This is a genomic window from Rhizobium sp. 862_C5_N1_2 (assembly GCF_051811205.1).
Classification (GTDB): Bacteria; Pseudomonadota; Alphaproteobacteria; order Rhizobiales; family Rhizobiaceae; genus Rhizobium; species Rhizobium leguminosarum.
In genome coordinates, this window is record NZ_JBPWPT010000001.1 from 2,205,417 (window position 1) to 2,230,751 (window position 25,335).

Sequence of the window (25,335 nt, forward strand, 5' to 3'; positions counted from 1 at the left end):
AGCGCGGCATCGATACGCATTGCAATTTGTTAGCGGAGCGGAATACTGGCGCCGAAAGCGACCGTATCGACAACCGGCATCGGAAACAGGCAATGTCTAATCTTTCGGACTTCGTGCACCATCATTTCGACAAGCCGGCCGACGAACTCGGCGACGTCGAAAAGCGCGTGCTGGCGAAAGCGCACGAACGCAAGGTCATCTCGACCGACGTCAACGCCGCCTTCTCAGCCGACGCCTCCTTCGGCGAGCGCATCGCCGACAGCATCGCCCGCATTGGCGGCTCCTGGTCCTTCATCATCGCCTTTTTTGTCTTCCTCGTCGCCTGGACGGTGATCAACACCATCATTCTGGTGAGCGGCGCCTTCGACCCCTATCCCTTCGTCTTCCTGAACCTGATCCTGTCGATGCTCGCCGCCATCCAGGCGCCGATCATCATGATGTCGCAGAACCGTCAGGCCGAGCGCGACCGCTTCGAGGCCGCCAAGGATTACGAGGTCAATCTCAAGGCCGAGCTCGAAGTGCTCTCCCTGCATCAGAAGATCGACATGCATGTACTGACCGAGTTGACGGGGCTACGCGAGGACGTGGCCCGCCTCAGCGCCGCGCTTGCCGCCAAGGGTTAATGCATGTCGCCCAAAAGTGTGCAGCGGTGGGGATAACAACATGCATCAGATAACGACCTAAAGGGCGTCGCATGAATCCAATGCGACGCCCTTTAAGTCGGATTCACCGCATATTGCGGCAAGCCGTCCGATATCTCGTAGAAATCGCCCTTGTCGGCGCAGTAGATATGATGGCCGAAGGCAAGGCCGCTCGGCGTGTCAAAGGCGCCAGCCATGACCGAAATCTCCGCCGAACCGTCCGCCTGCCAGAACAGCGCGGAGCCGCAATTCGAGCAGAAGCCGCGCTGCGCCTCCTCGCTCGACCGGTACCAGCGGACCGCTTCAGTGCCTTCCACCGAAAGAGCCGCGCGCGCCACATTGACCGCGGCATAATAAAGTCCCGTCTGCCGGCGGCATTGCGAGCAATGGCAGCCGACGACAGGTCCGGGCTTTGCCGTACTTGAAAATCGCACGGCGCCGCAAAGGCAGCCGCCTGTATGCTGTTCGGTCATCGTCGCCCCGCTGTTTCCAAGGGAACGTTGCCGCCGATCTGCTCCGGCGTCAAATCCATTTCCCTGAACGAACCATCAGGAATCTTGAAGGCCGCCGGCCCTGTGCCAATCACGCCAACACTTCGGCACGGAGCAGGAAGTAGCATTTCCTTATGCGCGCACCTCCCGAGCCAACACGGAAACACACCATAGGTTGCAACATAAAGAAAATTCCTCAATAAAATGCTATTTTCCTAACAAAACAAAGGAACTTCATAATAATCTAATACATCCAAAACGTTTATTAGATAATCCAAAATTAACCTCCACGGCTCTAGTGTCACAACCGTTGATCGATACTCTGCACGGTCAGCCTGCGAGGTGAAAAATGAGAATTTTCCAACGTTTCCCTTCGAACGAACGTGGCGCCGCAGCAATCGAATTCGCCATTGTCGCGCCGCTCTTCCTTCTGGTGGTACTGACGATGATCGCCTACGGCATCTATCTGAGCGCATCCCATGCAGTGCAGCAGTTGACCGCCGATGCCGCGCGCACCGCCGTTGCCGGCATGACCAGCCAGGAGCGATCGCAGCTGGTCGATGATTTCATCAGCCAGTCGACCATCGACCATCCGCTGCTCGAAAAGAGCAAGTTGCATGTCACCGTTACCACCGACCCCGGCAATGCCAACCAGTTCACCGTGACGGCGGAATATGACACCGTCAACCTGCCGATCTGGAACCTCTACACCTTTCCCCTGCCCGACCACATGATCCGGCGCTTCGCGACCATCCGGATGGGAGGCCTGTGAGATGCCGATGTTCGGGGCCCGCCTGAGCCGCTTCGCCACCGATGCATCAGGCAATATCGCCATCATGGCAGCGATCTCAGCCCCGCTCATCCTCTATTCGCTCGGCCTGGGCGTCGATTACGGCATGATGACGCTGCAGCAGCGCCGCCTGCAGCAGCTGAGCGATATCGGCGCCATCGTCGCCGCCGCCGACATCAGCCACGCCGCCGACAACCTCGTCGCCAATTTCGATCAGAACGGCGTCAACATCGCCGTCCGCACCAACACGGGTTATGCGACGAAGACGGGCTCGCTGCCGGCAACGGCTGATCTCAAGCAATTCGACGCCGTCGCCGAATTCACTCCCGGCACCTATCTCGCCGATGCCTCGGTGCCGCTCGGCAGCCGTTTTGCCGCCGGCATCCAGCCCTATGACGCCGTCAAGGTCGGCATCACTCAGAAGGCGGAGCTGATCTTCGCCACCGCCTTCGCCGCCGCTCCCAACCTCAGGGCGGTCGGCACCGCCTCGGCCTCCAAACTCGCTGCCTTCTCGATCGGCTCGCGGCTGGCAAGCCTCAATGGCGGCGTGCTGAACACGCTGCTCGGCAGCCTGCTCGGCACCAGTCTCTCGCTGAAGGTCGCCGATTACGAGGCGCTCACGTCAGCCGATATCAAGCTGCTCCCCTTCCTCGATATGCTGGCGACCGATCTCAACCTCACCGCCGGCACCTATGACGAGCTGCTGGCAACCGACATCTCCTATCCGCGCCTGCTGAAAACGCTCGGCAAGTCCGGCGGCCTGACACTCACCGTCACCAAGGCGCTCGACGCGATCGAAAAGGCGCTCGGCACCTCGCAGGTCAAGATCAGGCTCGAGGATCTCTTCAACCTCGGCCCGGCCGGCGAGCGCCTCATCGGCAGCGGTTCTCACCTCTCGGCCGAGGCGAGCGTGATGGATATTGTTTCGGCGGCAGCCGTTGCGGCAAACCAGGAGAAGCAGGTCGCAGCCAATCTCAACGGCTCCGTGCCTGGACTTGCCACGGTCAAGTTGACGCTTGCGATCGGCGAGATGCCGAAGGACGCCGCTTCGAACGGGATCGGCGCCACCGGCGCCACCGTCCGCACCGCACAGGTGCGCCTGGCTCTCGATGTTTCGGCGCTCGGCGCCAATTCGCTTGCCGGGCTGAAGGTGCGCGTGCCCCTTTATCTCGAAGTCGCCCATGCCGAGGCCAAGCTTGCGAGCATCTCCTGTCTCGGCGGCGGCGCCAGAAACGCCAGCGTCGGCGTCGATGTCGTGCCCGGCGTCGCGGAACTGTCGCTCGGCGACGTCGATCCTAACGCCTTCGTCAATTTCGGCAGCGCGCCGCGTGTCAGCCGCGCCACGATGATGAACGCGCCGCTGCTCAGCGTCTCCGGCCTCGCCCATGTCAACCTGACCAATCTCAGCAAGACCAAGCTGACCTTCCAGCCGGCCGACATCGCGGCAAAGACCATCAAGAACGTTTCGACCAAGGACACGCTGACCTCTGCCATGGCGTCGCTGGTGAAGGAGACCGATATCCAGGTCAGCATTCTCGGCCTCGGCATCGGCCTATCGAAAACAGTGGTGCAAAGCGCCGTCGCCGATACACTCACGGGGTTGACCAAGCCGATTGACGAGCTGCTCTTCAACCTCCTGACGCTGCTCGGCATCAAGGTCGGCGAAGCCGACGTGCGCGTCACTGACGTACGCTGCCAGCAATCGGTGCTGGTGCAATAAGACCCCTTCCATCGCCCGTACCTGGTCAAATTGCAGCGGGAATCTGTTGCCTGTCGACAACACCCGCCAACCTCGTCCCATCGCTGCATTGAATCGGCGGCGGTTGTCGGCGATACTGAGGGTTCAATCAACCTCAGGAGACTGACATGAGAGCGAACCTGTCCAAACAGAAAGGAAACATCCCCCACAAGGACACTCAGCTTCATGAACATTCGGTTCTCCCGTGCGAGGAAAAACTCGCGACGCCATAACCCCTTCGTAAACCTCCTTCGCGATCATCCGATTTCCGCCGACCGTGGGCGGCGCTGGTCGCGCATGCACAAATTCCTCTCCTACTATCGCCCGCATCTGCCTCTGCTGCTGGCGGATCTGCTTTGTGCCATCCTCGTCGCTGGCACGGCGGTCGCCCTGCCGCTCTGCGCCAATGTCGTCACGAGCCGGCTTCTGGCTCTACCCGATGCGCCGCAGGCCTTCGGACAAATCCTTGCCATGGGCGGCATCATGCTCGCCGTTCTGGCCGTCCAGATTATCGCCATCTTCTTCGTCGACTACCGCGGCCACGTCATGGGCGCCCGCATCGAGGCCACGGTGCGGCAGGAACTATTCGAGCACTGCCAGAAGCTCTCGTTCAGCTTCTATGACCGCCAGCGCACCGGCCAGCTGATGAGCCGCATCACCAATGACAGCCTGTGGCTGGGTGAGCTCTTTCACCACGGCCCCGAGGATCTTTCCATCGCCGTGCTGAAATATGGCGGCGCCATGCTGGTGCTGTTCTTCATCGATCCGCCCTTGGCAGCCCTGATCCTGCTGCTCACCCCGGTGGCGGTGGCCTATGCGCTCTATTTCAACCGGCGTATGAACCGCGCGCTCGAAGCCAGCAAACGGCAGATCGCCGCCGTCAACGAGCGCGTCGAAGATGCTCTTGCCGGCATCCGCGTCGTCCAGTCTTTTGCCAACGAGGCGCTGGAGAAGGAACGTTTCGCCGAGCAGAACCGACGCTTCCTCAAAAGCCGCGCCGAGGGCTACCGCAGCGAAGCCTGGTTTTCGGTCGGTACCGAAACCTTCGCCCAGCTCATCACGATAATTGTTATCGTCGTCGGTGGCCTGCGCATCCTGACGGCGGAACTGACCGTCCCCGACATGTTGACCTTTCTGCTCTGCGTCGCTGTGCTGGTCGATCCGGTGCAGCGGCTCGCCAATTTCGTGCGCCTCTGGCAGGAGGGCTACACCGGCTTCATCAGGGCCATGGAGATCCTGGAGATTGCCCCCGATATCACCGATCGACCGGCCGCGCGTCCGATGCCGCCGCCAAGGGGAGAGATCAGTTTTTCCGATGTCGCCTTCGGCTACGAGGCCGATGGCCCGCGGGTGCTCGAGCAGCTGTCGCTCACCATCGCGCCCGGTGAGTTCGTCGCTCTGGTCGGCCCGTCGGGCGTCGGCAAAAGCACGCTTTGCGCGCTGATCCCGCGTTTCTACGATGTCGAAGCAGGGACGATCCGCATCGATGGCACCGATATCCGCGAGGTGACGTTGGCCTCGCTCCGGCGCCATGTCGGGGTGGTACAGCAGGATGTCTACCTCTTTGCCGGCACAGTGGCGGAAAACCTGCGCTACGGCCGGCCCGACGCCAGCGATGCCGAGCTGGAAGCGGCCGCGCGCGCCGCCAATGCGCACGACTTCATCATTGCCCTGCCCCATGGCTATGACACCGATATCGGCCAACGCGGCGTCAAGCTCTCGGGCGGCCAGCGCCAGCGCATCACCATCGCCCGGGCCTTCCTCAAGAATCCGGAGATCCTGATCTTCGACGAAGCGACCAGCGCGCTCGACAACGAGAGCGAACGGGCGGTACAGCAGGCACTGCTCAGCCTGGCGAACGGCCGAACCACCCTGGTCATCGCCCACCGCCTGTCGACCGTCCGCCACGCCGACCGCATCCTGGTTCTGACGGCTGATGGCGTCGTCGAACAGGGCACCCATGATGAGCTCATGGCGCAAGACGGCGTCTACGCGAACCTGCACAGCGTCCAAGCCAGCATCTGACTGCCAGTTCCACCTTCGCAGCATAAAAAAGCCCGGCATCACCGGGCTTTTCTTCATCCATTTGGGGCTACCGCATAATTCCTCAAATCGGAATCGATTTAAGGGTAAAATTATGCAGCAATCAAAGTGCTACAGCGTCCTTTGCGCGTCTTTTCAGACGCCCGGCGCTGTAGTCTCAGCCGTTCGCGACCATGCGCTTTTCGTCGCGGCCGCCCTTCATGCGCTCGGCAAGCAGGAAGGCGAGTTCGAGCGCCTGGTCGGAGTTGAGGCGCGGATCGCAATGGGTGTGGTAGCGGTCCTGCAGGTCTTCTGCGGAAACCGCGCGAGCGCCGCCCGTGCACTCGGTCACGTCCTTGCCGGTCATTTCGACATGAATGCCACCCGGATGCGTGCCCTCGGCGCGGTGGATCTGGAAGAAGCTTTCGACTTCCGACAGGATCCGCTCGAAGGGACGGGTCTTGTAATTGTTGAGCGTAATCGTGTTGCCGTGCATCGGATCGCAAGACCAGACGACCTTACGACCCTCGCGCTCGACGGCGCGGATGAGGCGCGGCAGGTTGTCGGCGACCTTCTCATGGCCGAAGCGGCAGATCAGCGTCAGGCGCCCGGCTTCATTGGCCGGATTCAGGATGTCGATCAGCTGCAGCAGATCGTCTGCCTGCAGCGACGGGCCGCATTTCAGGCCGATCGGGTTCTTGATGCCGCGGCAATATTCGACATGCGCATGGTCGGCCTGGCGCGTGCGGTCGCCGATCCAGATCATGTGGCCTGACGTGGCATACCAGTCGCCCGACGTGGAATCGACGCGGGTCAGCGCCTCCTCGTAGCCGAGCAGCAGCGCTTCGTGGCTGGTGAAGAAATCGGTCTCGCGCAGGCTCGGATGGTTTTCCGAGGTGATGCCGATCGCCTTCATGAAATCCATGGTTTCGCTGATGCGGTCAGCGAGCTTGCGGTAGCGCTCGCCCTGCGGGCTGTCCTTGACGAAGCCGAGCATCCACTGATGGACGTTTTCGAGATTGGCGTAGCCGCCCATCGCAAAGGCGCGCAGAAGGTTCAGCGTCGCGGCCGACTGGCGATAGGCCATGGCTTGGCGCTCCGGGTTCGGAATGCGCGACTCCTCGGTGAATTCGATACCGTTGATGATGTCGCCGCGATAGGCGGGCAGCGTCACGTCGCCCTGCTTCTCGACATTCGACGAACGCGGCTTGGCGAACTGGCCGGCGATGCGGCCGACCTTGACGACTGGAAGCTGAGCGCCGAAGGTCAGCACGACCGCCATCTGCAGGAAGGCGCGGAAGAAGTCGCGAATATTGTCGGCGCCGTGTTCGGCAAAGCTCTCGGCGCAGTCGCCGCCCTGCAGCAGGAAGCCGTTGCCTTCGGCGACGTTGGCAAGATGCTTCTTCAGGCGGCGCGCCTCGCCCGCGAAGACGAGCGGCGGATAGCTGGCGAGCGTGGCCTCCGTTGCCGCCAAAGCGGCTGCGTCGGGATATTCGGGAACCTGCAGGATCGGTTTTTGCCGCCAGCTGCTCGGGGTCCAATTGTCTGCCATCTCACTCACCCGTTCTCACATCCATACCTTAGGATGCCTCAATATGCGGCGGCTTATAGACCTTTAGGTCAGGCTTGCAAAGACCAATCGCCGACAGTTGTCGCCTCACCGGCGCCGCCCGGCATTCTCTGATTAAATCCGCATATACCATGTCGATTTCCCCATATTTTAGACTTTCAATGTAGAACCGCAAAGAGTTCAACATCGGGGACATGGCATGGCGATCCTTCCGTCCGGTTTCATATCGGATCGCTCGGGCAATTTCGGCATCATGACGGCACTGCTGGTGGTGCCGCTCTTCGGTGCGGCCGGCATGGCCGTGGATCTCGCCCATGCGCTCAGCCTGAGGACACAGCTTTACGCCGCTGCCGATGCCGCCGCCGTCGGTTCGATCGCCGAAAAATCCGGCGCAGTCGCAGCCGCGATGACCATGAGCGGCAACGGCACGATCTCGCTTGGCAAGGACGACGCCCGCAGTATCTTCATCTCTCAGATGTCCGGGGAGCTGACCGACGTTCATGTCGACCTCGGCATCGATGTCACCAAGACCGCCAACAAGCTGAATTCGCAGGTTTCCTTCAGCGCGACGGTGCCCACCACCTTCATGCGCATCCTCGGCCGGGACTCGATCACGATCTCGGGCTCCGCGACGGCCGAATATCAAACTGCCGCTTTCATGGATTTCTACATCCTGCTCGACAACACGCCTTCAATGGGCGTCGGCGCAACCGCGACCGATGTTTCGAAACTGCAGGCCAAAACAGGCTGCGCCTTCGCCTGCCATCAGATGGACCAGAGCACCAACAATTACACAATCGCCAAGAGTCTCGGCGTCGCCATGCGCATCGACGTCGTGCGCCAGGCAACCCAGGCGTTGACCGACACGGCCAAGACCGAACGCGTCAGCAGCGATCAGTTTCGCATGGGCGTCTATACTTTCGGCACCAAAGCCGAAGACGCCAAGCTGACGACGATCTCCAGCCCCACCTCCGACCTGACGAAGGTGAAGAATTACACCGACGCCGTCGACCTGATGACCATTCCCTACCAGAACTACAATCAGGACCAGCTCACGAGCTTCGATAGCGCCCTGACCCAGATGAATACCATCATCGATCCGGCCGGTGACGGCACGTCGAATATCAGCCCCGAAAAGATCCTGTTCTTCGTTTCCGATGGCGTCGGCGACAGCTACAAGCCGTCGACATGCACCAAGAAGACGACCGGCGGCCGCTGTCAGGAACCGATCGACACCTCCTTCTGCAAGCCGCTGAAGGATCGCGGCGTCAAGATCGCCGTGCTCTACACCACCTACCTGCCGTTGCCGAGCAACGATTGGTACAACAAATGGATCAGCCCCTTCCAGAGCGAGATTCCGACGAAGATGCAGGCATGCGCCTCGCCCGGCCTCTATTTCGAGGTGACGCCGACCCAAGGTATCACCGATGCGATGAAGGCGCTTTTCCTCAAGGTCATCCGGGCACCGCGCATCACCAGCTAATGCATCGGCTCGAATATCGGAATCGATATTCGGAAAGCACGATGCGTAGGTTCAAAGTGTTAGAGCGTCCTTTGTGCGTCCGGAAGGACGCACGGGGCTCTATGCGCCCGGAAGTGTGCAGCCGTTCCGGGTCAACGACATGCATAAAACAAGAAGCTAAAGCCCGTCGCGGCTCAAAGCCGCTTGCCGTCGCGGATCCGATAGCTCGGCGCATACATGGTGACGAGCTCTTCGGCGGCCGTCGGATGCAGCGCCATCGTCCGGTCGAAATCGTCCTTGGTGCAGCCGGCCTTCAGCGTGATGCCGAGCAACTGCGCCATCTCGCCGGCATCGTGGCCGAGGATATGGGCGCCCACCACCTTGCGGCTCGCCGCATCGACGATCAGCTTCATGATCATCCGCTCGGCCCGACCGGAAAGCGTGGCCTTCAGCGGCCGAAACTGGGCGCGGTAAACCTCGAGCTCGCCGTAACGTTTGCCCGCATCCTCTTCCGAGAGGCCGACAGTGCCGATCTCCGGCTGTGAGAAGACGGCGGTCGGGATCAGCTCGTAATCCGGCCGGGTCGGATTGTTCTTGTATTCAGTCTCGATGAAACACAGCGCCTCGTGGATCGCCACCGGCGTCAGCTGTATCCGGTTGGTGACATCGCCGAGCGCATAGATGTTTTCGATATTGGTGCGAGAATATTCATCGACGATAACGGCGCCGCGCTCGTCGACCGCGACGCCGGCCGCCTCGAGGCCGAGGCCTTGGGTGTTCGGATCGCGCCCGAGCGCCAGCATGACGACGCCGGCTTGCAGCGTGCCGTTGTTCAGCGTCTCCAGAATGAGGCCGTCCTCACCCTTGGAAACCTTCTGCAGCGTGTCGTGGCAGAGGATGCGGATGCCCTTGGCGACCATTGCCTCGTGCAGCCCACGCCTCAGATCTTCGTCGAAGCGCGACAGAATCTCGGCGCCGCGGTAAATCAGCGTCGTCTCGACGCCGAGGCCATGGAAGATATTGGCGAATTCGACGGCAATATAGCCGCCGCCGGCGATGACGATCGATTTCGGCAGCTCTTCAAGATGAAAGGCCTCGTTGGAGGAGATGCAGAGTTCGTGGCCGGGAAGGGCTGCATGCGGGTTCGGCCGTCCGCCGGTTGCGATCACGATCGTCTTGGCCGTCACCGTCTGTCCAGTCTTCAGCAGCCGCACCGTATGGGCATCGACGAGCTCTGCGCGCGTTTCCAGGATCTCGGCATTGGCGCCGGCAAGACCTTTCTTGTAGAGACCTTCCAGCCGGGCGATTTCGGCATCCTTGGCCGCCACCAGCTTTTTCCAGTCGAAGCTGCTTTCGCCGACCGTCCAGCCGAAGCCCGCTGCATCCTCGAAATGCTCATGGAACTGCGAGGCGTAGACGAAGAGCTTCTTCGGCACGCAGCCGCGGATCACGCAGGTGCCGCCGTAGCGGTATTCCTCGGCGATCGCCACCTTCTTGCCGAGCGAGGCGGCGACACGTGCGCCGCGCACGCCTCCGGAACCGCCACCGATGACGAAGAGGTCGTAGTCGTAGGAAGACATAAGGAGCTCCGGAAGGGAATCGCAGGAAGGATATTCCTGATATAGGGGCGATCATCACGAAAACAAAAGCCCGCTCCTGCGTCATCCCGTTCCCATCGCCGAATCTTCATTGTAAACGGCTGCGATTGACCCGGTCGCCGAAGGCTGGCAGGCAATCCATAGGATGGAAAAGAATGCCGGAGCAAAAGATGGATCAAACTCTCTTCGCCAATCTGTGCCGGGCTGGCAAATTCAAGGAAGCGCTCGGCCTCGCCATTCAGGGCCATGAGGACGAAAAATACACCCCGAGCCGCTTCTCGATCGACAAAAAGACGAGACTGCCGATCTTCTACCGCGGCAACAAGCGCGTGGAGCCGGATGAGGACGGTGTGTGGCAACTTGCAAAGAACCCGAACCCATAGGGACTGAGTTCCGGCGCATATGCGATGCCAATTGCATCTGCCGAGCGATTGTTGCTGTCAGCGGGTAATGCGGAAATCCGTCGGGTTCTTCTCAATCTGGGCTGCTTCCGTCTCGACGCGCGAAACCGACGCCCCCGAAGGCCCGCGCCTGAAACGCTCGATCATCGCCGAAATGGCGATGTCGGGTCCTGCGATCACAGCGACGACGGCCCCATCCTCTTCATTGCGAACCCAGCCCGTCAAACCGAGCCGTACGGCCTCATCGCGCGCCCAATAGCGAAAACCGACACCCTGGACCTTGCCGGATATCCGCACTCGGACAGCCTTGTCATGATCGGACATCTGCATTCACCTGAAGCCTCGCCAGCGGCATTGGCCACATCATAGCAAAAAAGCCCGGACGATGCCGGGCTTTCGCAAATTTATGGGCAAGCTTTACTGCTGTGCAGCCGGTGCGGGAGCCGGAGCGGCCGGGCTGTCGGTTGCCGGCGGCGGCGCCTTGATGACCTTGGAAAGCTCGGCGTTGCTCTGCTTTTCCAGGTCGCGGGAAATGCCCTGCGCCCAGATGTCGGCGGCCTTCGCCGTCTCGCGCGAGGCGACCGGGCCGTCACGCAGCAGCTTCTTGCCGACGTCGGAATTGTAGAAGTCGGCGATCGCCTTCAGCTCATCGACGGTGAAGGTCTTGGCATAGGTGAGTGCCGCCTCCTTCTCCAGATCACCGCGGCGCGGCGCCAACGCCAGCGCCTGCGCGTCGACCGTCGACGAAATGATGTCCTGGTAGTTCGGCGAATCCTGGATCAGGCCGGCCTTCAGGCGCTCGGCGAGACCAGGCAGGATGTTGTCGAACTGGGCAGTGGCGCCGATGGCGTCGATCGCCGCGCGAGACGCCTTCAGCTGCTCCTCGGAGACTTCCTGCGCGTTGACGGCGGAGCCGAAGGCAAGCCCGGAAAGAAGGACGGTCGCAGCGGCGAGACGGCCAAGACCTGCAATGTTCATCATGAGTATACGCTCCTGTTATCTGTTTGCCTGCAGTGTGCGCACACCCGCAGGACCGGCAATGATCGCAAGTGCCGCCATATTGATAAAGAGCCCGTGTTCGACGACGCCGGGTATGGAATTCAGCTCGCTCGAAAGCGCCTCTGCATCAGGAATGCGGCCAAAAGATGCATCGATGATGTGATGGCCGCCATCTGTGGTAAACTCTCCGTCACCCGACTGGCGCAGAGCGAGTTCACCCGAGAGGCCGAGCCGGGCCGCGACCTTTTCGATCGCGATGCGCGTCGAGACGAGCCCGAATGGATTGACCTCGATCGGCAGCGCGAAGGCGCCGAGCGTTTCGACCAGCTTGCTCTCGTCGGCAATGACGATCATTCGCTCGGAGGCGGCTGCGACGATCTTTTCGCGCAGCAGCGCACCGCCGCCGCCCTTGATCAGCCTGAGCCCCGTATCGACCTCGTCGGCGCCATCGATGGTCAGGTCGAGTGCCGGCAGTTCGTCGAGCGACTTCAGCGGCACGCCGAGTTCGACGCAGAGCCGCGCGGTTCTTTCGGAGGTCGGGACGCCTTCGACCCTGAAGCCGCCCGCGACCTGCTCTGCCAGCAGGCGAACGAATTCTTCCGCCGTGCTGCCGGTGCCGATTCCGAGACGCATCCCGCTTTCGACATGGGCGAGCGCGGCCTCGGCGGCCTTGATCTTCATTTCGCGGGCATCCATGCGCCGCCAGCTCCGATTATTGCGTTGGATGTGCTGTTTACACGGCTCGCCTGGCAAACGAAAGTCAAAATCATCACGGAAAATGAAAAGCCGAAACAGAGGCCTGCGGCCTTCCCGGCCATCGCCGGACGTTGCTTTCCGCCGCGCGATCGCCTACCTCAGGACGATCCATCGCTCCGCAAGACGACCATCGCTGAAAGAGACATGCCCTTGACCCCTGCCCCCGCTCGCCCGGCGCTCGTCGTCTTCGATCTCGACGGCACCCTTCTCGATACCCATGTGGACCTGGTCGAGAGCCTGAACCACACGATCGCAGCCCTCGGCCTCGAACCGGTCAGCTACGACGACCTCACCCATCTCGTCGGCCAGGGCGCGCGCGTGATGATCGAGCGCGCCTGCCGGCTGCGCGGCCATCCGCTCGAAGGCGACGCCCTGCCGCTGCTGGTCGAGCGTTTCGTTGCCCATTATGCCGGCAACATGCCCGGCCGTACCGAGCCCTATCCCGGCCTGGTAGCCGCCATGGACCGGCTCAGATCCGAAGGTTATCGCCTCGCAGTCTGCACCAACAAGATGGAAAGCCTGGCACTCGGCCTGCTCGACAAGCTCGACCTCGTCAGATATTTCGACGCGATATCAGGCGGCGACACCTTCCCCGTGCGCAAGCCCGACGCCCGCCACCTCACCGGCACTATCGAACGCGCCGGCGGCGACATCGCCCGCACGGTTATGATTGGCGACAGCATCAACGACATCGCCGTTGCCAAGAATGCCGGCGTGCCCTCGATTGCCGTGCCGTTCGGCTATTCTGACGTACCGGTTTCGAGCCTCGATCCGGATGTTATCATTACCCATTTCGATGAGCTGACGCCGCAGCTGGTAGAAACGCTGCTACAGGAATATGCGGAGAAGGTTGCCGTCTGAAGTTTGGCGATCAGCCGTATGTCTTTGCGATCGCGGCCCCCTCATCCGACCCTTCGGGCCACCTTCTCCCCGCTGGGGAGAAGAGGGGAACTAGCGGCACGGCTGCAACCGCACGAAACAGTTTGATCAGAAGCGAGGCGTCTCCGCAACGTCCCTTCTCCCCAGCGGGGAGAAGGTGCCGGCAGGCGGATGAGGGGGCCATACGGCGCGCCCTCTCCTCTTATTTCTTGCACGCAGACACCCCAAAACAAACCGGGCGGCCCAAAGACCGCCCGCCAGCATCACTAATCAGATCCGACTATCAGATCTGCGCCCCACGCGCCTTGGTCGTCGCATCGAAGGCCTTGTCGACATAGGCGTCGCGTCCGTAGACGTCGTCGAAATATTCCACCACGCCGTCCTTGTTCGGCCAGGCAGTGAAGTAGGAGACGTAGACCGGGATCTTCTGCGGCACACGTACGGCATGGTTCTGCCCGCTGGCGATCTGCTTGGCGACATCGTCGACCGTCGTGCCAAGCACGGCAGCCGCCATCGCACGCGGATCGGCAAGACGCACGCAACCGTGGCTCAGCGCCCGCATGTCACGCTTGAAGAAGCTCTTCGACGGCGTGTCGTGCATGTAGATCGCGTGGCTGTTCGGGAACAGGATCTTCAGTTCGCCGAGCGCATTGTCGCTGCTCGGCGGCTGGCGCACCGAGACGTTGTCAGTCGAGCCATACCAATCGACGCTCGATGAGGCGACGGCATGGCCGTTCACCTCGACTTCATAGCCGAGCTGGTCGAGATAGTTCGGATCCGAGCGCAGCTTCGGCAGCATCTCGTTGATGATGATCGACTGCGGCACGCCCCAGAAAGGGTTGAATTCTACCGTCTCGATCTCGTCATCGAAGAAATAGGTCTGGTTGTTCTTGCCGCCGACCACCACGCGCATCGACAGCTGTTCCTTGCCGTCATTGTGGTAGTAGACCATGTAAGCGGGCTGGTTGATCATAACGTAGCGTGAACCGAGATCCTCCGGCAGCCAGCGCGCCTGCTCCATGGCGACGACGAGCTTGTCGATCTTCGAAGCATTGGTGTCGCCGCCGGTCATGGCGCGCACCGTCGCCTGGCCGATGACGCCATCGGCCTTCAGCCCGCGCTCCTTCTGGAAGTCCTCGACCAGCGAAACGATGTCAGGCGAATAGTCGCTGCTGCCGGCATAGGCGGCGATCGTTGCCGCATGATCGGTCCTCAGCGTTTCGGAACCGTGCTTTCCGATTGCCTTGACGATATTGGCGATCTCGGGTGAGCTCTCGCCAGGTCTCAGCAGCTTGTCGAGCGAAACGACGATTCGCTCTTCGTTGCCACCGTCGGCGGCACGAAGCTTTGCAAGCTCTGCCTTCAGCGCCAGGAATTGCGGGCTATCGGGCGAGCGGCTGGCGATATAGGCGCCGACGTCGGGGCTCATGCGAGCAAGCTTCAGCACCGGGGCCAGATTGACCACCTTGCGCTGGAAATCGTGATAGCCGGAGATCTTGTTCGGATCGATGCGGCCGCGCACCGTGTCCTGCACGAAAGCCAGCACTTTGGCGGAGAGTTCGAGTTCGAACTGCGTCAGCGCACGGTCGCGGAAGGCGGGATCGGGATTGGCCGGGTCGATATCAGGCGTCTGGACGACGTAATCCGCCGGGTCGAGGCCGACGAAGCCCGCATCGGCAAGTACCAACATCGCCGACTTGGCACGGTCGTTGATCTGGTTGCCATCGACCCAGACGAGCGGATTGCGGCTGTCGCCGTAATAGGCTTCGAGCGCCTTTGCAACGTCAACATTGGCGCGCACCTTGGCCTGAGCCAGGAAGCGGCGCTGCACGGCGGGTTCGGCGCTGGCATCACCGCTGCCCGAAACATCGGCGACTGCGCCGGTGACGACCGGATCGGCAAACTTGCCGGTATCGACGAATTGCAGCGTCTCGGTTTTGTAGGTGTAATAACGCGGACCGCTCACCTTCGGCAGCGGCGCTTCCGGGTCGAGCCCGCCGAGCGATCCGCCAATGCCGCCGCGCTGGCCCACACGGCCGGGCGGCATCTGGTCCATGAAGATGGTGCTCTGGGACCGCTGCCTGTCGCCGCGCAGCATATCCATCAGTGTATAGGCATGCGCGGGTGCGGCACTCATCACTGCCACGCCGCAGGAAATTGCCAATGCGGATGCCGCGCTTTTCAAAACGAACGTCATATATCTTCCAGTCCCGGTGTCATGCTGTTCTTGTCACGAGCGCAAGGCCCAAGCTCAAATCCCGCGAAACTCAAGCAGCGTAGGGCCTCATTGATCAGAAACCGGCCTGCGCCGCCAGCGCCGGCGGACTCAATTTTATGTGACGGAGATCCTGCATGGCGCCGCCCAGCAGTTCACACAAAATTATGAAATTATTAGTTAATTTTTTACCGAATTTTCTCCGGCAGACCAGTGGGGTGAAAACGCCCGGATGCATAAAATTTCCAAAGTGGCCTAAAAGGCACGCCGAAAAGCCTGCGCAAACATGACTTCCGATTTCAATATTTCGCACGGCGTCCAGTTTTCTTGTCGGGCTTTCCAACCTATAAGACCTCATCTTTCGAAAATGCCCGAAAACAGCATGTAAAGGGAAGGCAAGGCTGATGACCGCAACCCGCACCGAAACCGATACTTTTGGCCCGATCGACGTCGCCGCCGACCGATATTGGGGCGCCCAGGCCGAGCGTTCGCTCGGCAATTTCAAGATCGGCTGGGAAAAGCAACCGCTATCGATCGTGCGCGCGCTCGGCATCGTCAAGCAGGCGGCCGCCCGCGCCAACATGTCGCTCGACCAGCTCGATCCTGGCCTCGGCAAAGCCATCGTCGACGCCGCCCAGGAGGTGATCGAGGGCAAGCTGAACGACCACTTTCCGCTGGTGGTCTGGCAGACCGGTTCGGGCACGCAGTCCAATATGAATGCCAACGAGGTGATCTCCAATCGTGCAATAGAAATGCTCGGCGGCGTCATGGGTTCCAAGAAGCCGGTGCATCCGAACGATCACGTCAATATGAGCCAGTCGTCGAACGACACCTATCCGACGGCCATGCACATCGCCTGCGCAGAGCAAATCGCCCATCACCTGCTCCCGGCCCTCAAGCACCTGCATGCCGCCCTTGACATGAAGGTCACCGAATTCAGCCACATCATCAAGATCGGCCGCACCCACACCCAGGATGCGACGCCGCTGACACTCGGCCAGGAATTTTCGGGTTATGCCGCCCAGGTCGGCTCCGCCATCAAGCGCATCGAAATGACCCTGCCCGGCCTTTGCGAGCTCGCCCAGGGCGGTACCGCCGTCGGCACCGGCCTCAATGCGCCGGTGGGCTTTGCCGAAAAGGTCGCCGAAGAGATCGCTGCCATAACAGGCATGCCTTTCGTCACCGCGCCGAACAAGTTCGAGGCGCTCGCCTCGCATGACAGCATGGTCTTTTCCCACGGTGCCATCAATGCGGCTGCCGCCGCCCTCTTCAAGATTGCCAACGATATCCGCCTGCTCGGTTCCGGCCCGCGCGCCGGCTTGGGCGAGCTGGCGCTGCCGGAAAACGAGCCCGGCTCCTCGATCATGCCCGGCAAGGTCAATCCGACCCAGTGCGAGGCGCTGACGCAGGTCTGCATCCATATCTTCGGCAACAACGCGGCTCTGACCTTCGCAGACAGCCAGGGCCATTTCGAACTCAACGTCTACAATCCGATGATGGCCTATAATTTCCTGCAGTCGGTGCAGTTGCTCGCCGACGCCGCCGTCTCCTTCACCGACAATTGCGTCGTCGGCATCGAGGCGCGCGAGGACAATATCAAGGCCGGCCTCGAACGCTCGCTGATGCTGGTAACGGCACTTGCCCCGAAGATCGGCTACGACGCAGCCGCCAAGATCGCCAAAACAGCGCATAAGAACGGCACGACGCTAAAGGAAGAGGCCCTCGCCAGCGGCTTGGTGACATCGGAAGAGTACGACGAGATCGTGCGCCCGGAAACGATGATCGGGCCGAAGTAGGAAGGTCGCATAGGCCACAGCCCCTCACCCGCCTGCCGACACCTTCTCCCCGCTCGCGGGGAGAAGGGGATATGCCGCAACGCCTCGACTCCCTCCAGCCTATAGCAAGGCAAACAGCGAAAAATTGTCCATCACGACAGAATTGCCCATGAAGTCGAAACGGATTTCTTCGATGTCTTCGAGATTGACCTCGAGAGTGGGGCCGGTGACCTCGAGCTCCTGCTGATAGACGATCTGGCCGTCGTTCAGCGCAGTCAGCGTCAGGTGAAACGGCGATGCCGACAATTCGGCGATCGAAACGCTCTGAAAGGTGAACTCCCCGCCATCGAGCATTTTCAGGCTTACGGGCGCAGAACCCGGCGATAGAACGGTATCGCTGAAACCGTCCTCGGTGATGGCGTCGACACCCGGGATGGTATCATAGACATACCCGTTCAGAAGCGTCAGGTCGTGGCTGCCATTCACCGAAAGTGCAAAGTTGCGATAGTCAGGCAGAGAGAAATTATCGGCCCTCGACAAGACGCCCATATCGTCGAAATCCAGGACCTCGTGGTATTTATCGCCTTCGTTGACGCCGTCGATCGCAAGGGTCAGCACGCCGAGGTCCGTGCCCCCTGAGCCATCGGACATCTTGAAGCTCAACTTCTCGATGAGCTGATCGTATTTCGTTAAATTTTTCACGACGTCGAGTGTGTAGTCCAACTCGTACTCGAAGTGACCGTCAGGTTTCAGTCTGAAGGTTCCGTATTCGCCCCTTATGATCGTTTCGTGGTCAGGCCCATGTTTGGCGTCGATGCGCACGCCATTGACGAAGCGAACATACATGTCCGCTCCCTCGGGATCGCTGGAGAGGCGCAGCAGATTCCCGCGAATCCAATTGTCTTCGAAAAAAACGAGAAGGTCGTCGACAGCAGTTGGCTTTGCATTTGTCATTCGAAGCCCCGGCAGGTTAACGCTGCCGGGAATATGAACTGGCCTCGAACAGAAGGCAACCTGGAGTCGTCTTTGTCGAGGCGATTACGCTAGCCTCACCCGTTTCGCGTGATGCAGCCCGCGCGACCCTGGCTTAACCGGCCGGACTCCGGCGCATCCTGATTGCTTTTGCCCCGCGGCGGATTTAGACCGGTTCCAATCTAGCGACGCCCTACCAGAAAGGTCACATCGATGGCTGACGATCTCTTCCCGCTCGGCAAGGATGCCACCCCTTACCGCAAGATCAGCGGCGACCATGTCTCGGTCGATACGTTCAAGGGCCAGGAGATCCTGACCGTCGAGCCGGAAGGCATCCGCTTGCTGGCCGAAACCGCCTTCGCCGATATCAACCATTTGCTGCGCCCCGGCCACCTGAAGCAGCTCGCCTCGATCCTCGATGACCCCGAGGCCACGGACAATGACCGTTTCGTTGCCTACGATCTTCTGAAGAACGCCAATATCGCCGCCGGTGGCGTGCTGCCCATGTGCCAGGATACCGGCACGGCGATCATCATGGGCAAGAAGGGCCGCAGGGTCTGGACCGAGGGCGAGGATACGGCGGCGCTCGCCCGCGGCGTCATGGATGCCTACGAGAAGAAGAACCTGCGTTACTCGCAGCTCGCGCCGGTCAAAATGTTCGAGGAGAAGAATACCAGGAACAACCTGCCGGCCCAGATCGACATCTACGAGGAAGGCACCGACGCCTACGAATTCCTCTTCGTCGCCAAGGGCGGCGGCTCGGCCAACAAGACCTTTCTCTACCAGGGCACGCCCTCGCTCTTGACCCATGACCGGATGATCGACTTCCTTAAGGAGAAGATCCTGACGTTAGGGACGGCAGCCTGTCCTCCCTACCATTTGGCGATCGTCATCGGCGGCACCTCGGCCGAGATGAACCTGAAAACCGTCAAGCTCGCCTCCACCCGCTATCTCGACGAGCTGCCGACCGAAGGGTCCGAGAGCGGCCACGCTTTTCGCGACATCGAGATGGAGAAGGAAATCCACAAACTGACGCAGCAGATGGGCGTCGGCGCTCAGTTCGGCGGCAAGTATTTCTGTCATGACGTGCGTGTCATCCGCCTGCCCCGCCACGGCGCCTCGCTGCCGATCGCCCTCGGCGTCTCCTGTTCCGCCGACCGTCAGGCCAAGGGCCGCATCACCCGCGACGGCATCTTCGTCGAACAGCTCGAAACCGATCCGTCGAAATACATGCCCGAGATCGATGAGGCGAAACTGTCGGAATCGACGGTGCGCATTGATCTCAACCGGCCAATGGCCGAGGTGCTCGCCGAACTCTCCCGGCATCCCGTCAAGACCCGCCTGTCCTTGACCGGCACCATCATCGTTGCCCGCGACCTCGCCCATGCCAAGATCCGCGGACGGCTGGAAAAGGGCGAAGGCATGCCCGATTACCTGAAAAACCACCCGGTCTATTACGCCGGCCCCGCCAAGACGCCTGTCGGCTACGCCTCCGGCTCCTTCGGCCCGACGACGGCCGGGCGCATGGACAGTTACGTCGACCAATTCCAGTCCTTCGGCGGCTCGATGGTGATGCTTGCCAAGGGCAACCGCTCGCGCGCCGTGCGCGAGGCCTGCAAGAAGCACGGCGGCTTCTATCTCGGCTCGATCGGCGGCCCCGCCGCCCGTCTTGCCCAGGACTGTATCCGCAAGGTTGAAGTATTCGAATATCCCGAACTCGGCATGGAAGCGGTCTGGAAGATCGAAGTCGAAGACTTCCCCGCCTTCATCGTCATCGACGACAAGGGGAATGATTTTTTCCAGGAACTGAATTTGGGGTGAGTGGGCGGGCTGCGTTGCCGCCAGCTCTACCGCGGCGACGCCTTATCCGAGGCGCTTGTGTTCTGCGCTGTGACCGCCTCGCCCACGCTCACCACATCCCCGGCATCGACCCTTGCCAGGATCTCCGTGCGGAAAGCGCCGGCGAAGAAGCCGGTGTGCTCCAGCAGCAAGACGCCGGCGGCGAGGACGGTGAAGGTCAGGATGGCGAAAGAAATATGACGGGAGGTTTCCATGATCTCACGCCCTGATTTGCGGGCTACGATCGGGTCCGTTGCAGAAAATACGATCCCAAAGATGTCGAGACTGCAATACGAAACGGCCAAAACCAACTGTCGACAAGATGAATACGGTCTCCGGCAGAGAAGAACTGTAAGTTTTTCAGACACTGTACCCGCTCAGCGAGTATGCACTGCGTCAGTAAAGATACGTTTTTCCATGGAGAATCATAGGCCTGATCGAAGTATTAGCTCATGGGGCATTTGTCGTATGTAATCTTTGGTATATATCGCTTTAATCTTTTCCCAAGAAATTTAAGCTAACAAATAGAATATTGCCTTTGAATATATGAGGAGTTCGCCGGATGAATACGGCTGTCGCGCCCAAGGTGCCGGTTCCCGACGTTGCGGGTCAGATCACCTATGCCATGCGCTCCATGGGCGTCGCGCCGATACCGCGCAATTACCAACTCTTCTACGAGGCCTATATCGGCTCCAATCCAGCCCTCACCCGCGAGCTGGCGGCCCTCGGCGGCCAGGTGACCCAGGCCGAACTCGATGCGCTCGGCGCACAGCACTTCACCCACAGCCCGGCCCGTGTCTTCGACGATGCCCATACGCGCATTGCCGGCGAACTCGATGGCCTGCTGCGCATTCTCAGGCAGGAGCAGAGCTCGCTGGAAAGCTACACCAGACTGCTCGGCGAGACCCACAAGCGCATCACCTCCAAGAGCAACGCCAGCGTCGAACTGATCGAAAACGCCATCGATCTCCTGAGCCAGGCGACCGGCGACACCATGGCGCATGGCGAACGCACGGTCGAGGACGTTGTCCAGCGCTCGCAGGAGATGGATCAGGTCCGCAAGGAACTCGACGAATACAAGCGCATCGCCAACACCGACTCGCTGACGCGCCTTTCCAACCGCCGCGCCTTCGACGACCGCCTCGCCGCCATTTTCGACAATTCGAGCATGCGGCCGGTGACGGCACTGCTGCTCTGCGACATCGACAATTTCAAGAAGATCAACGACACCTACGGCCATCCGGTCGGCGACAAGGTGCTCGCCACCGTCGCCTCCGTCATCCGCAGCAATGTCCGCCGTGACATCTTCGTTGCCCGCACCGGCGGCGAGGAATTCGCCCTTATCATCGATGGCAACACGCCCGAGGAAGTGACCGCGATCGCCGAGCGCATTCGTCGCACGCTGGAGACGACGCCCTTCAAGAACTCCCGTACGCGGGTGAATTACGGTCCGGTCACCGTCTCGATCGGCATCTGCATGGCATCCAGCGCCGGGGATGCCGGCGAACTCTATAGCAAAACCGACATCGCCCTTTACGGCGCCAAAAATGCCGGCCGCAACTGCACCATCCTCTATCAGGACGGCATGCAGAAGGATTTCACCAAGAGCTGGCTGATCTACAAGACCTGACCGCAGTCCCGCGCCGCACGCACGCTGTCACTGGCAGGTGACGGTTTAGTGTTGTCGACAAACCTCGTTGTTACTCGGCATCATCCTCGGCGCAGGGCCGAGCATGAAAGAGAAGTTGGCCGACTTTTTCAGTAGTCTGAGCCGTGAGTGACGATGCTTTACCACATCGTCTTTGCCGCCCGCCCCGGCCATTCCCGGTCGTAGGTTTCCTGGTCGAAATCGCCGGTCGCGGCCTTCAGCATCTGTCCTGGCGTCGGCAACGTCGCCGGATCGGCGAAGTGTTCTCCATTCCAGAGCTCGGCCCGCATCACGGCGCGCGCGCATTGGAAATAGACCTCGTCGATAGAAATGACGACGACGGTGCGCGGACGTTTGCCGTCCATCTCGAAGCTTGAAAGCAGCGCCTCATCGTCGGAAACGACGCCCCGGCCGTTGATGCGCATCGTCGTGTTCGAGCCGGGGATCAGGAACATAAGCGCCAAGCGCGGATCGCGCACGATGTTGGAGAGCGAATCGACCCGATTGTTGCCGCGCCAGTCCGGCAGATGCAGCCTCTCGTCGTCGATGACACGCACCACGCCACCGAGATCGCCGCGCGGCGAACAGTCGAGACCCTCGGGACCGACGGTCGCAAGCGCCGCAAACGGTGAGATCTCGATCATCTCACGATAGAGCGGGGTCAATTGCTTCGTCACCTTGGTAACCGAGGCCGGCGAAAGTCCGGCGCCATAGATCGTATTGAGCTCTTCGATGCTGCTGATGATTTTCATGAGGCGTCCCGCCGCGGCTTGATCTTCGCGACGGACGCTACAATGCCGCGCGCCTTGCCGGAAGCTCAAAAAACGGAATGATCTCCGCATCTTTTTTGATGCTTTCATCAAGAGCTTCACCCACGCCCCGATCGCCTTCGAGAAAGGCCGCGATCGCGGCAAGAACCGGTGCGGCGCCGATGATGCGCCGGTGGCCGAAGCCGTTCGCCCAGAGAAGCTGAACGCCCTTTCCCGCCGCGCCGTAGCGCCTGGCATGGAGAGACGACACCTCCTTGTCGTCCTCGGCATGGATGACGAGCACGGGGCGGCCGATCTCGCCCGCCGCCTCGCCGGCGTCGAAATCCTCCAGTCTCCGTCCGGTGACGCGATGAACCTCATTCTCAAACGCCGCTTGCGCTGCAGGGCGAAGGCCGATCATCCCGCCGAAATCGGTAAACAGCCAGCCCATCTCGCTCGGCGCGCCGATCAGCACCAGTCTCTCGCCGGTGACAGGCGCCACACCCGGCAGCAGCCCCGCTGCCGAGACCATCAGCGCCGCACCGCCGAAGGAATGACCGATCGCCGCATCGAATGCGCCAAACCGCGCCTCGGCCGCCGCGATCGTCTCGACCGCAAGCCCCATATGGAGGAAGCGCCCCCCGGAACGGCCGTGGCCGGGAAAATCGAGCGCCACGACCTCCGCTCCCGTTGCCGAAAGCATCGAGGCGAGTTCGGCCATATATGCGGCGCTAGAGCCCCAGCCATGCGTCACCAGGTAGCGCTTGCGTTTGCCCCTCGCCCCGCCGTTCAGCCGATAGGCATGCGCTTGGCGCCCGCCGGCAAGCCTGAGGTTGAAGCGTTCGGCGCCGGCAAGCCGGGCCGCACCCGCTGCATGCGCCGCCTTCGCCTTTGCTCCCTTCGGCTTTGTCGACGGCGTCCGGCAGAACAGCTGGAACGCCGCCCTGCCTGCCAGATCAGGCGAAACCGCCTGTAGAGGCGAAAACCCGAGGCGGGTGACGTCAAGCACAAAGTTTGTCATAGTGGGATTCCAAAAGACTGTTCAACACTGAACAATAAAGTACAACGATGAACAAAAATCAATCCCTTCCCTGGGATCATCCGCGTTTTCGCAGTTGGATCGCGGTGGCTCGCGCCTGCCAGCTGATGCAGCAGTCATTGGCCCGCTCGCTTGCCGATCTCGACATCAAGCCGCCGCACCTCGATATCCTGGTCAATCTCTACCGTTTCGAAGGCATCTCGCAGCAGGAGCTGGCGCGCAAGCTGCTGGTCGGCCGCTCCAACATGAGCATGCTCTTGCCGCAGATGGAGAAGCGCGGTCTGCTCCTTCGCCGCGATGACGAGCGAGACAAGCGCGTGCTGCGCCTCTATTTGACACCAGAGGGTCGGAAGCTCAGTGAGGAAGCCATGGCCATCCAGACCGGCCTCATCGACCGCGTGCTAACGGACGAGCCGATCGAGCAATGCATGGCGACCGCCGATTCGATGGAGCGGATCATCACGGTGCTGATGAAAGATCTGCGCGACGAGGACTGATGCTCAATGCAGCGTCGGCGCAGCCGTCGTGCCGGTCAGCGAGCGATATTCCCAGGCGGCGACGATGATCAGCACCAGCGTCGCCAGAATGCCCATCAAATAGACCTCGATGAAGGGTGCTGCGAAGGCGAGCAGGATCAGAAACACGAGGCCGGCCAGATGTGATAGAGGCAGCTGGCCGCTGGTCGCGCCCTTGAACCAGAGATTGCCGATCAGGAACAGGCCGGAACCGCCGAGCACGGCCGCAGCGATGCCGAGATTGCCGGTCTCATGCGGATGCGAGAACATGAACTCGACCGCCACCGCATGGACGATGATGCCGGCAAGAATCGGAATATGCCCATAGGTGAAGGCCTGCCGCGCCAAGCTGCCCGGCGTCTCTTCATGCTCGATGCGGTGGGCAGCGCGCCCGTGACCGAAGCGGAAATAGAGCCACCACATGGCGACCGTGCCGATGAAGCCGGTGACGAAGACGACGCTGGTCAGCCCGGAGAACGGCAGCTCCGAAAAGGTGCGGCCGGAAACGAGGATCGCTTCACCGAGGCAGATGATGACGAAGAGCGCGCAGCGCTCGGCCATATGCGCGCCGGAAACGTCCCAGTCCCGCGCCGTCGAGCGGCCGAGCCCCGGCACGGCAAAGCCCGCGGCCGGCCCGGCATATTCGATCGCAAGCGCAATCACCCAGGCGATCAGCCGGGCTTCATGCTCGAGCAGCCCGCCGGCAATCCAGAAGACCCCTGCTGCCACGAGCCAGGTGGTGATGCGGACGAAATTCAGCGTGTTGGGGCGGTCGACGCGCGTCATCGCATAGGTGGTAAACAGCGAGCGCCCGACCTGCATCGCCACATAGGCGCCGGCAAACAGCAGCCCCTTGTCGCCAAAGGCCTCGGGGATGGAGGCAGACAGCAGCAACCCGAGCATCATCAGCGCCACCAGCATGCCGCGCACCGGCATTTTCTCGGGATCGAGCCAGTTCGTCACCCAGGCGGTAAAGATCCACACCCACCAGACGGCGAAGGTCATCAGCGCCGCTTCGGCAGCACCAAGCGGCGTATAGTGGGCGGCGAGCGCATGCGAGAGCTGCGAGATCGAAAAGACGAAGACCAGGTCGAAGAACAGTTCGAGGAAGGTCACCTTGCTGCCGCTGGCGCTGCCCTTGGCGCGCAGCCAGTTCTTTCCGTTCGTTTTCGCCATATGGCCCCCCGATGGCTGGAATTATGTGTGGATTGAAAGCGATAGCGGCGCCCTCGTGAC

The 25,335-nt window shown here is 61.2% G+C and carries 24 protein-coding genes; 11 read left to right on the forward strand and 13 right to left on the reverse strand.

Annotated elements, in window-relative coordinates; translation table 11 throughout:
• Positions 1-92 precede the first annotated feature (92 nt).
• Entirely contained in the window at positions 93-623 is a 531-nt protein-coding gene (locus ACD590_RS11125; protein WP_026188414.1) for a DUF1003 domain-containing protein, read from the forward strand.
• Positions 624-715: 92 nt separating this feature from the next.
• On the opposite strand, the gene ACD590_RS11130 is transcribed toward ACD590_RS11125, so the two are convergent.
• Positions 716-1,114 (reverse strand): GFA family protein, encoded by a 399-nt coding sequence (locus tag ACD590_RS11130; protein WP_113542094.1) that lies wholly within the window; start codon positions 1,112-1,114, stop codon positions 716-718.
• Between the two features lie 367 nt (positions 1,115-1,481).
• On the opposite strand from ACD590_RS11130, the gene ACD590_RS11135 reads away from it, so the two are divergent.
• From ACD590_RS11135 to ACD590_RS11145, 3 genes are all read left to right on the forward strand, one after another.
• Positions 1,482-1,904: a TadE/TadG family type IV pilus assembly protein gene (locus ACD590_RS11135; protein WP_130758827.1), complete on the forward strand. Its 423-nt coding sequence runs from the start codon at positions 1,482-1,484 to the stop codon at positions 1,902-1,904.
• Between the two features lie 7 nt (positions 1,905-1,911).
• Positions 1,912-3,642, forward strand: a complete 1,731-nt coding sequence (locus ACD590_RS11140; protein ID WP_130759081.1) for a pilus assembly protein TadG-related protein — start codon at positions 1,912-1,914, stop codon at positions 3,640-3,642.
• Positions 3,643-3,846: 204 nt separating this feature from the next.
• Complete coding sequence (locus ACD590_RS11145; protein WP_439002553.1) at positions 3,847-5,685, forward strand: ABC transporter ATP-binding protein; 1,839 nt, start codon at positions 3,847-3,849, stop codon at positions 5,683-5,685.
• 175 nt (positions 5,686-5,860) lie between these two features.
• Here ACD590_RS11145 and ACD590_RS11150 read toward each other — a convergent pair whose 3' ends face one another.
• Complete coding sequence (locus tag ACD590_RS11150; RefSeq protein ID WP_018445137.1) at positions 5,861-7,234, reverse strand: class II 3-deoxy-7-phosphoheptulonate synthase; 1,374 nt, start codon at positions 7,232-7,234, stop codon at positions 5,861-5,863.
• A 217-nt stretch (positions 7,235-7,451) separates the two neighbouring features.
• On the opposite strand from ACD590_RS11150, the gene ACD590_RS11155 reads away from it, so the two are divergent.
• Positions 7,452-8,735 carry a pilus assembly protein TadG-related protein gene (locus ACD590_RS11155; protein WP_130652522.1) on the forward strand — a complete coding sequence of 428 codons (1,284 nt, stop codon included), beginning with the start codon at positions 7,452-7,454 and terminating at the stop codon, positions 8,733-8,735.
• 173 nt (positions 8,736-8,908) lie between these two features.
• On the opposite strand, the gene gor is transcribed toward ACD590_RS11155, so the two are convergent.
• Complete coding sequence (gene gor, locus ACD590_RS11160) at positions 8,909-10,294, reverse strand: glutathione-disulfide reductase (protein ID WP_439002554.1); 1,386 nt, start codon at positions 10,292-10,294, stop codon at positions 8,909-8,911.
• Positions 10,295-10,482: 188 nt separating this feature from the next.
• On the opposite strand from gor, the gene ACD590_RS11165 reads away from it, so the two are divergent.
• The gene (locus tag ACD590_RS11165) at positions 10,483-10,695 is read left to right on the forward strand and encodes a hypothetical protein (RefSeq protein ID WP_026188416.1); all 213 of its coding nucleotides are present in this window, start codon (positions 10,483-10,485) and stop codon (positions 10,693-10,695) included.
• Positions 10,696-10,752: 57 nt separating this feature from the next.
• Here ACD590_RS11165 and ACD590_RS11170 read toward each other — a convergent pair whose 3' ends face one another.
• The 3 genes from ACD590_RS11170 to rpiA form a co-directional block, all read right to left on the reverse strand.
• The gene (locus ACD590_RS11170) at positions 10,753-11,037 is read right to left on the reverse strand and encodes an acylphosphatase (RefSeq protein ID WP_026188417.1); all 285 of its coding nucleotides are present in this window, start codon (positions 11,035-11,037) and stop codon (positions 10,753-10,755) included.
• Positions 11,038-11,130: 93 nt separating this feature from the next.
• Entirely contained in the window at positions 11,131-11,694 is a 564-nt protein-coding gene (locus ACD590_RS11175; RefSeq protein ID WP_018242272.1) for a DUF2059 domain-containing protein, read from the reverse strand.
• Positions 11,695-11,709: 15 nt separating this feature from the next.
• A complete protein-coding gene (gene rpiA / locus ACD590_RS11180; protein ID WP_018445131.1) occupies positions 11,710-12,408 on the reverse strand; it encodes a ribose-5-phosphate isomerase RpiA in 699 nt (232 codons plus the stop codon).
• Between the two features lie 204 nt (positions 12,409-12,612).
• Here rpiA and ACD590_RS11185 point away from each other — a divergent pair, with 204 nt between their 5' ends.
• Complete coding sequence (locus tag ACD590_RS11185) at positions 12,613-13,329, forward strand: HAD family hydrolase (RefSeq protein ID WP_439002556.1); 717 nt, start codon at positions 12,613-12,615, stop codon at positions 13,327-13,329.
• A 301-nt stretch (positions 13,330-13,630) separates the two neighbouring features.
• Here the strand turns inward: ACD590_RS11185 and ACD590_RS11190 are convergent, their stop codons facing one another.
• Positions 13,631-15,544 carry a L,D-transpeptidase family protein gene (locus ACD590_RS11190; RefSeq protein ID WP_018242275.1) on the reverse strand — a complete coding sequence of 638 codons (1,914 nt, stop codon included), beginning with the start codon at positions 15,542-15,544 and terminating at the stop codon, positions 13,631-13,633.
• A 94-nt stretch (positions 15,545-15,638) separates the two neighbouring features.
• Positions 15,639-15,905 (reverse strand): hypothetical protein, encoded by a 267-nt coding sequence (locus tag ACD590_RS11195; protein ID WP_130652526.1) that lies wholly within the window; start codon positions 15,903-15,905, stop codon positions 15,639-15,641.
• Positions 15,906-15,966: 61 nt separating this feature from the next.
• On the opposite strand from ACD590_RS11195, the gene fumC reads away from it, so the two are divergent.
• Entirely contained in the window at positions 15,967-17,358 is a 1,392-nt protein-coding gene (fumC, locus tag ACD590_RS11200) for a class II fumarate hydratase (RefSeq protein ID WP_047621340.1), read from the forward strand.
• Between the two features lie 99 nt (positions 17,359-17,457).
• Here fumC and ACD590_RS11205 read toward each other — a convergent pair whose 3' ends face one another.
• Positions 17,458-18,291 (reverse strand): VCBS domain-containing protein, encoded by an 834-nt coding sequence (locus ACD590_RS11205; protein WP_018242278.1) that lies wholly within the window; start codon positions 18,289-18,291, stop codon positions 17,458-17,460.
• Positions 18,292-18,522: 231 nt separating this feature from the next.
• On the opposite strand from ACD590_RS11205, the gene ACD590_RS11210 reads away from it, so the two are divergent.
• The gene (locus tag ACD590_RS11210; protein ID WP_439002557.1) at positions 18,523-20,130 is read left to right on the forward strand and encodes a fumarate hydratase; all 1,608 of its coding nucleotides are present in this window, start codon (positions 18,523-18,525) and stop codon (positions 20,128-20,130) included.
• Between the two features lie 26 nt (positions 20,131-20,156).
• Here the strand turns inward: ACD590_RS11210 and ACD590_RS11215 are convergent, their stop codons facing one another.
• Positions 20,157-20,363, reverse strand: a complete 207-nt coding sequence (locus ACD590_RS11215) for a hypothetical protein (RefSeq protein WP_439002558.1) — start codon at positions 20,361-20,363, stop codon at positions 20,157-20,159.
• A gap of 347 nt (positions 20,364-20,710) precedes the next feature.
• Here ACD590_RS11215 and ACD590_RS11220 point away from each other — a divergent pair, with 347 nt between their 5' ends.
• A complete protein-coding gene (locus ACD590_RS11220; protein ID WP_018242281.1) occupies positions 20,711-21,778 on the forward strand; it encodes a GGDEF domain-containing protein in 1,068 nt (355 codons plus the stop codon).
• 158 nt (positions 21,779-21,936) lie between these two features.
• Here ACD590_RS11220 and ACD590_RS11225 read toward each other — a convergent pair whose 3' ends face one another.
• On the reverse strand, positions 21,937-22,548 hold the full coding sequence (locus ACD590_RS11225) for a pyridoxamine 5'-phosphate oxidase family protein (RefSeq protein WP_439002559.1): 612 nt from the start codon (positions 22,546-22,548) through the stop codon (positions 21,937-21,939).
• Positions 22,549-22,585: 37 nt separating this feature from the next.
• The gene (locus ACD590_RS11230; RefSeq protein WP_439002560.1) at positions 22,586-23,566 is read right to left on the reverse strand and encodes an alpha/beta hydrolase; all 981 of its coding nucleotides are present in this window, start codon (positions 23,564-23,566) and stop codon (positions 22,586-22,588) included.
• A gap of 47 nt (positions 23,567-23,613) precedes the next feature.
• Here ACD590_RS11230 and ACD590_RS11235 point away from each other — a divergent pair, with 47 nt between their 5' ends.
• On the forward strand, positions 23,614-24,081 hold the full coding sequence (locus ACD590_RS11235) for a MarR family winged helix-turn-helix transcriptional regulator (protein WP_439002561.1): 468 nt from the start codon (positions 23,614-23,616) through the stop codon (positions 24,079-24,081).
• 3 nt (positions 24,082-24,084) lie between these two features.
• Here ACD590_RS11235 and ACD590_RS11240 read toward each other — a convergent pair whose 3' ends face one another.
• Positions 24,085-25,275 (reverse strand): low temperature requirement protein A, encoded by a 1,191-nt coding sequence (locus tag ACD590_RS11240; RefSeq protein WP_018242285.1) that lies wholly within the window; start codon positions 25,273-25,275, stop codon positions 24,085-24,087.
• Positions 25,276-25,335: the final 60 nt, after the last annotated feature.

Coding starts and splice junctions, on each gene's coding strand:
- ACD590_RS11210 (WP_439002557.1), top strand. CDS start 18,523: ATGGCTGACGATCTCTTCCCGCTCGGCAAGGATGCCACCCCTTACCGC.
- ACD590_RS11135 (WP_130758827.1), top strand. CDS start 1,482: ATGAGAATTTTCCAACGTTTCCCTTCGAACGAACGTGGCGCCGCAGCA.
- ACD590_RS11205 (WP_018242278.1), bottom strand. CDS start 18,291: ATGACAAATGCAAAGCCAACTGCTGTCGACGACCTTCTCGTTTTTTTC.
- ACD590_RS11175 (WP_018242272.1), bottom strand. CDS start 11,694: ATGATGAACATTGCAGGTCTTGGCCGTCTCGCCGCTGCGACCGTCCTT.
- ACD590_RS11170 (WP_026188417.1), bottom strand. CDS start 11,037: ATGTCCGATCATGACAAGGCTGTCCGAGTGCGGATATCCGGCAAGGTC.
- ACD590_RS11125 (WP_026188414.1), top strand. CDS start 93: ATGTCTAATCTTTCGGACTTCGTGCACCATCATTTCGACAAGCCGGCC.
- ACD590_RS11225 (WP_439002559.1), bottom strand. CDS start 22,548: ATGAAAATCATCAGCAGCATCGAAGAGCTCAATACGATCTATGGCGCC.
- ACD590_RS11155 (WP_130652522.1), top strand. CDS start 7,452: ATGGCGATCCTTCCGTCCGGTTTCATATCGGATCGCTCGGGCAATTTC.
- ACD590_RS11185 (WP_439002556.1), top strand. CDS start 12,613: ATGCCCTTGACCCCTGCCCCCGCTCGCCCGGCGCTCGTCGTCTTCGAT.
- ACD590_RS11215 (WP_439002558.1), bottom strand. CDS start 20,363: ATGGAAACCTCCCGTCATATTTCTTTCGCCATCCTGACCTTCACCGTC.
- ACD590_RS11150 (WP_018445137.1), bottom strand. CDS start 7,234: ATGGCAGACAATTGGACCCCGAGCAGCTGGCGGCAAAAACCGATCCTG.
- ACD590_RS11140 (WP_130759081.1), top strand. CDS start 1,912: ATGTTCGGGGCCCGCCTGAGCCGCTTCGCCACCGATGCATCAGGCAAT.
- ACD590_RS11230 (WP_439002560.1), bottom strand. CDS start 23,566: ATGACAAACTTTGTGCTTGACGTCACCCGCCTCGGGTTTTCGCCTCTA.
- ACD590_RS11235 (WP_439002561.1), top strand. CDS start 23,614: ATGAACAAAAATCAATCCCTTCCCTGGGATCATCCGCGTTTTCGCAGT.
- ACD590_RS11240 (WP_018242285.1), bottom strand. CDS start 25,275: ATGGCGAAAACGAACGGAAAGAACTGGCTGCGCGCCAAGGGCAGCGCC.
- gor (WP_439002554.1), bottom strand. CDS start 10,294: ATGTCTTCCTACGACTACGACCTCTTCGTCATCGGTGGCGGTTCCGGA.
- ACD590_RS11165 (WP_026188416.1), top strand. CDS start 10,483: ATGGATCAAACTCTCTTCGCCAATCTGTGCCGGGCTGGCAAATTCAAG.
- ACD590_RS11145 (WP_439002553.1), top strand. CDS start 3,847: ATGAACATTCGGTTCTCCCGTGCGAGGAAAAACTCGCGACGCCATAAC.
- fumC (WP_047621340.1), top strand. CDS start 15,967: ATGACCGCAACCCGCACCGAAACCGATACTTTTGGCCCGATCGACGTC.
- ACD590_RS11190 (WP_018242275.1), bottom strand. CDS start 15,544: ATGACGTTCGTTTTGAAAAGCGCGGCATCCGCATTGGCAATTTCCTGC.
- ACD590_RS11130 (WP_113542094.1), bottom strand. CDS start 1,114: ATGACCGAACAGCATACAGGCGGCTGCCTTTGCGGCGCCGTGCGATTT.
- rpiA (WP_018445131.1), bottom strand. CDS start 12,408: ATGGATGCCCGCGAAATGAAGATCAAGGCCGCCGAGGCCGCGCTCGCC.
- ACD590_RS11220 (WP_018242281.1), top strand. CDS start 20,711: ATGAATACGGCTGTCGCGCCCAAGGTGCCGGTTCCCGACGTTGCGGGT.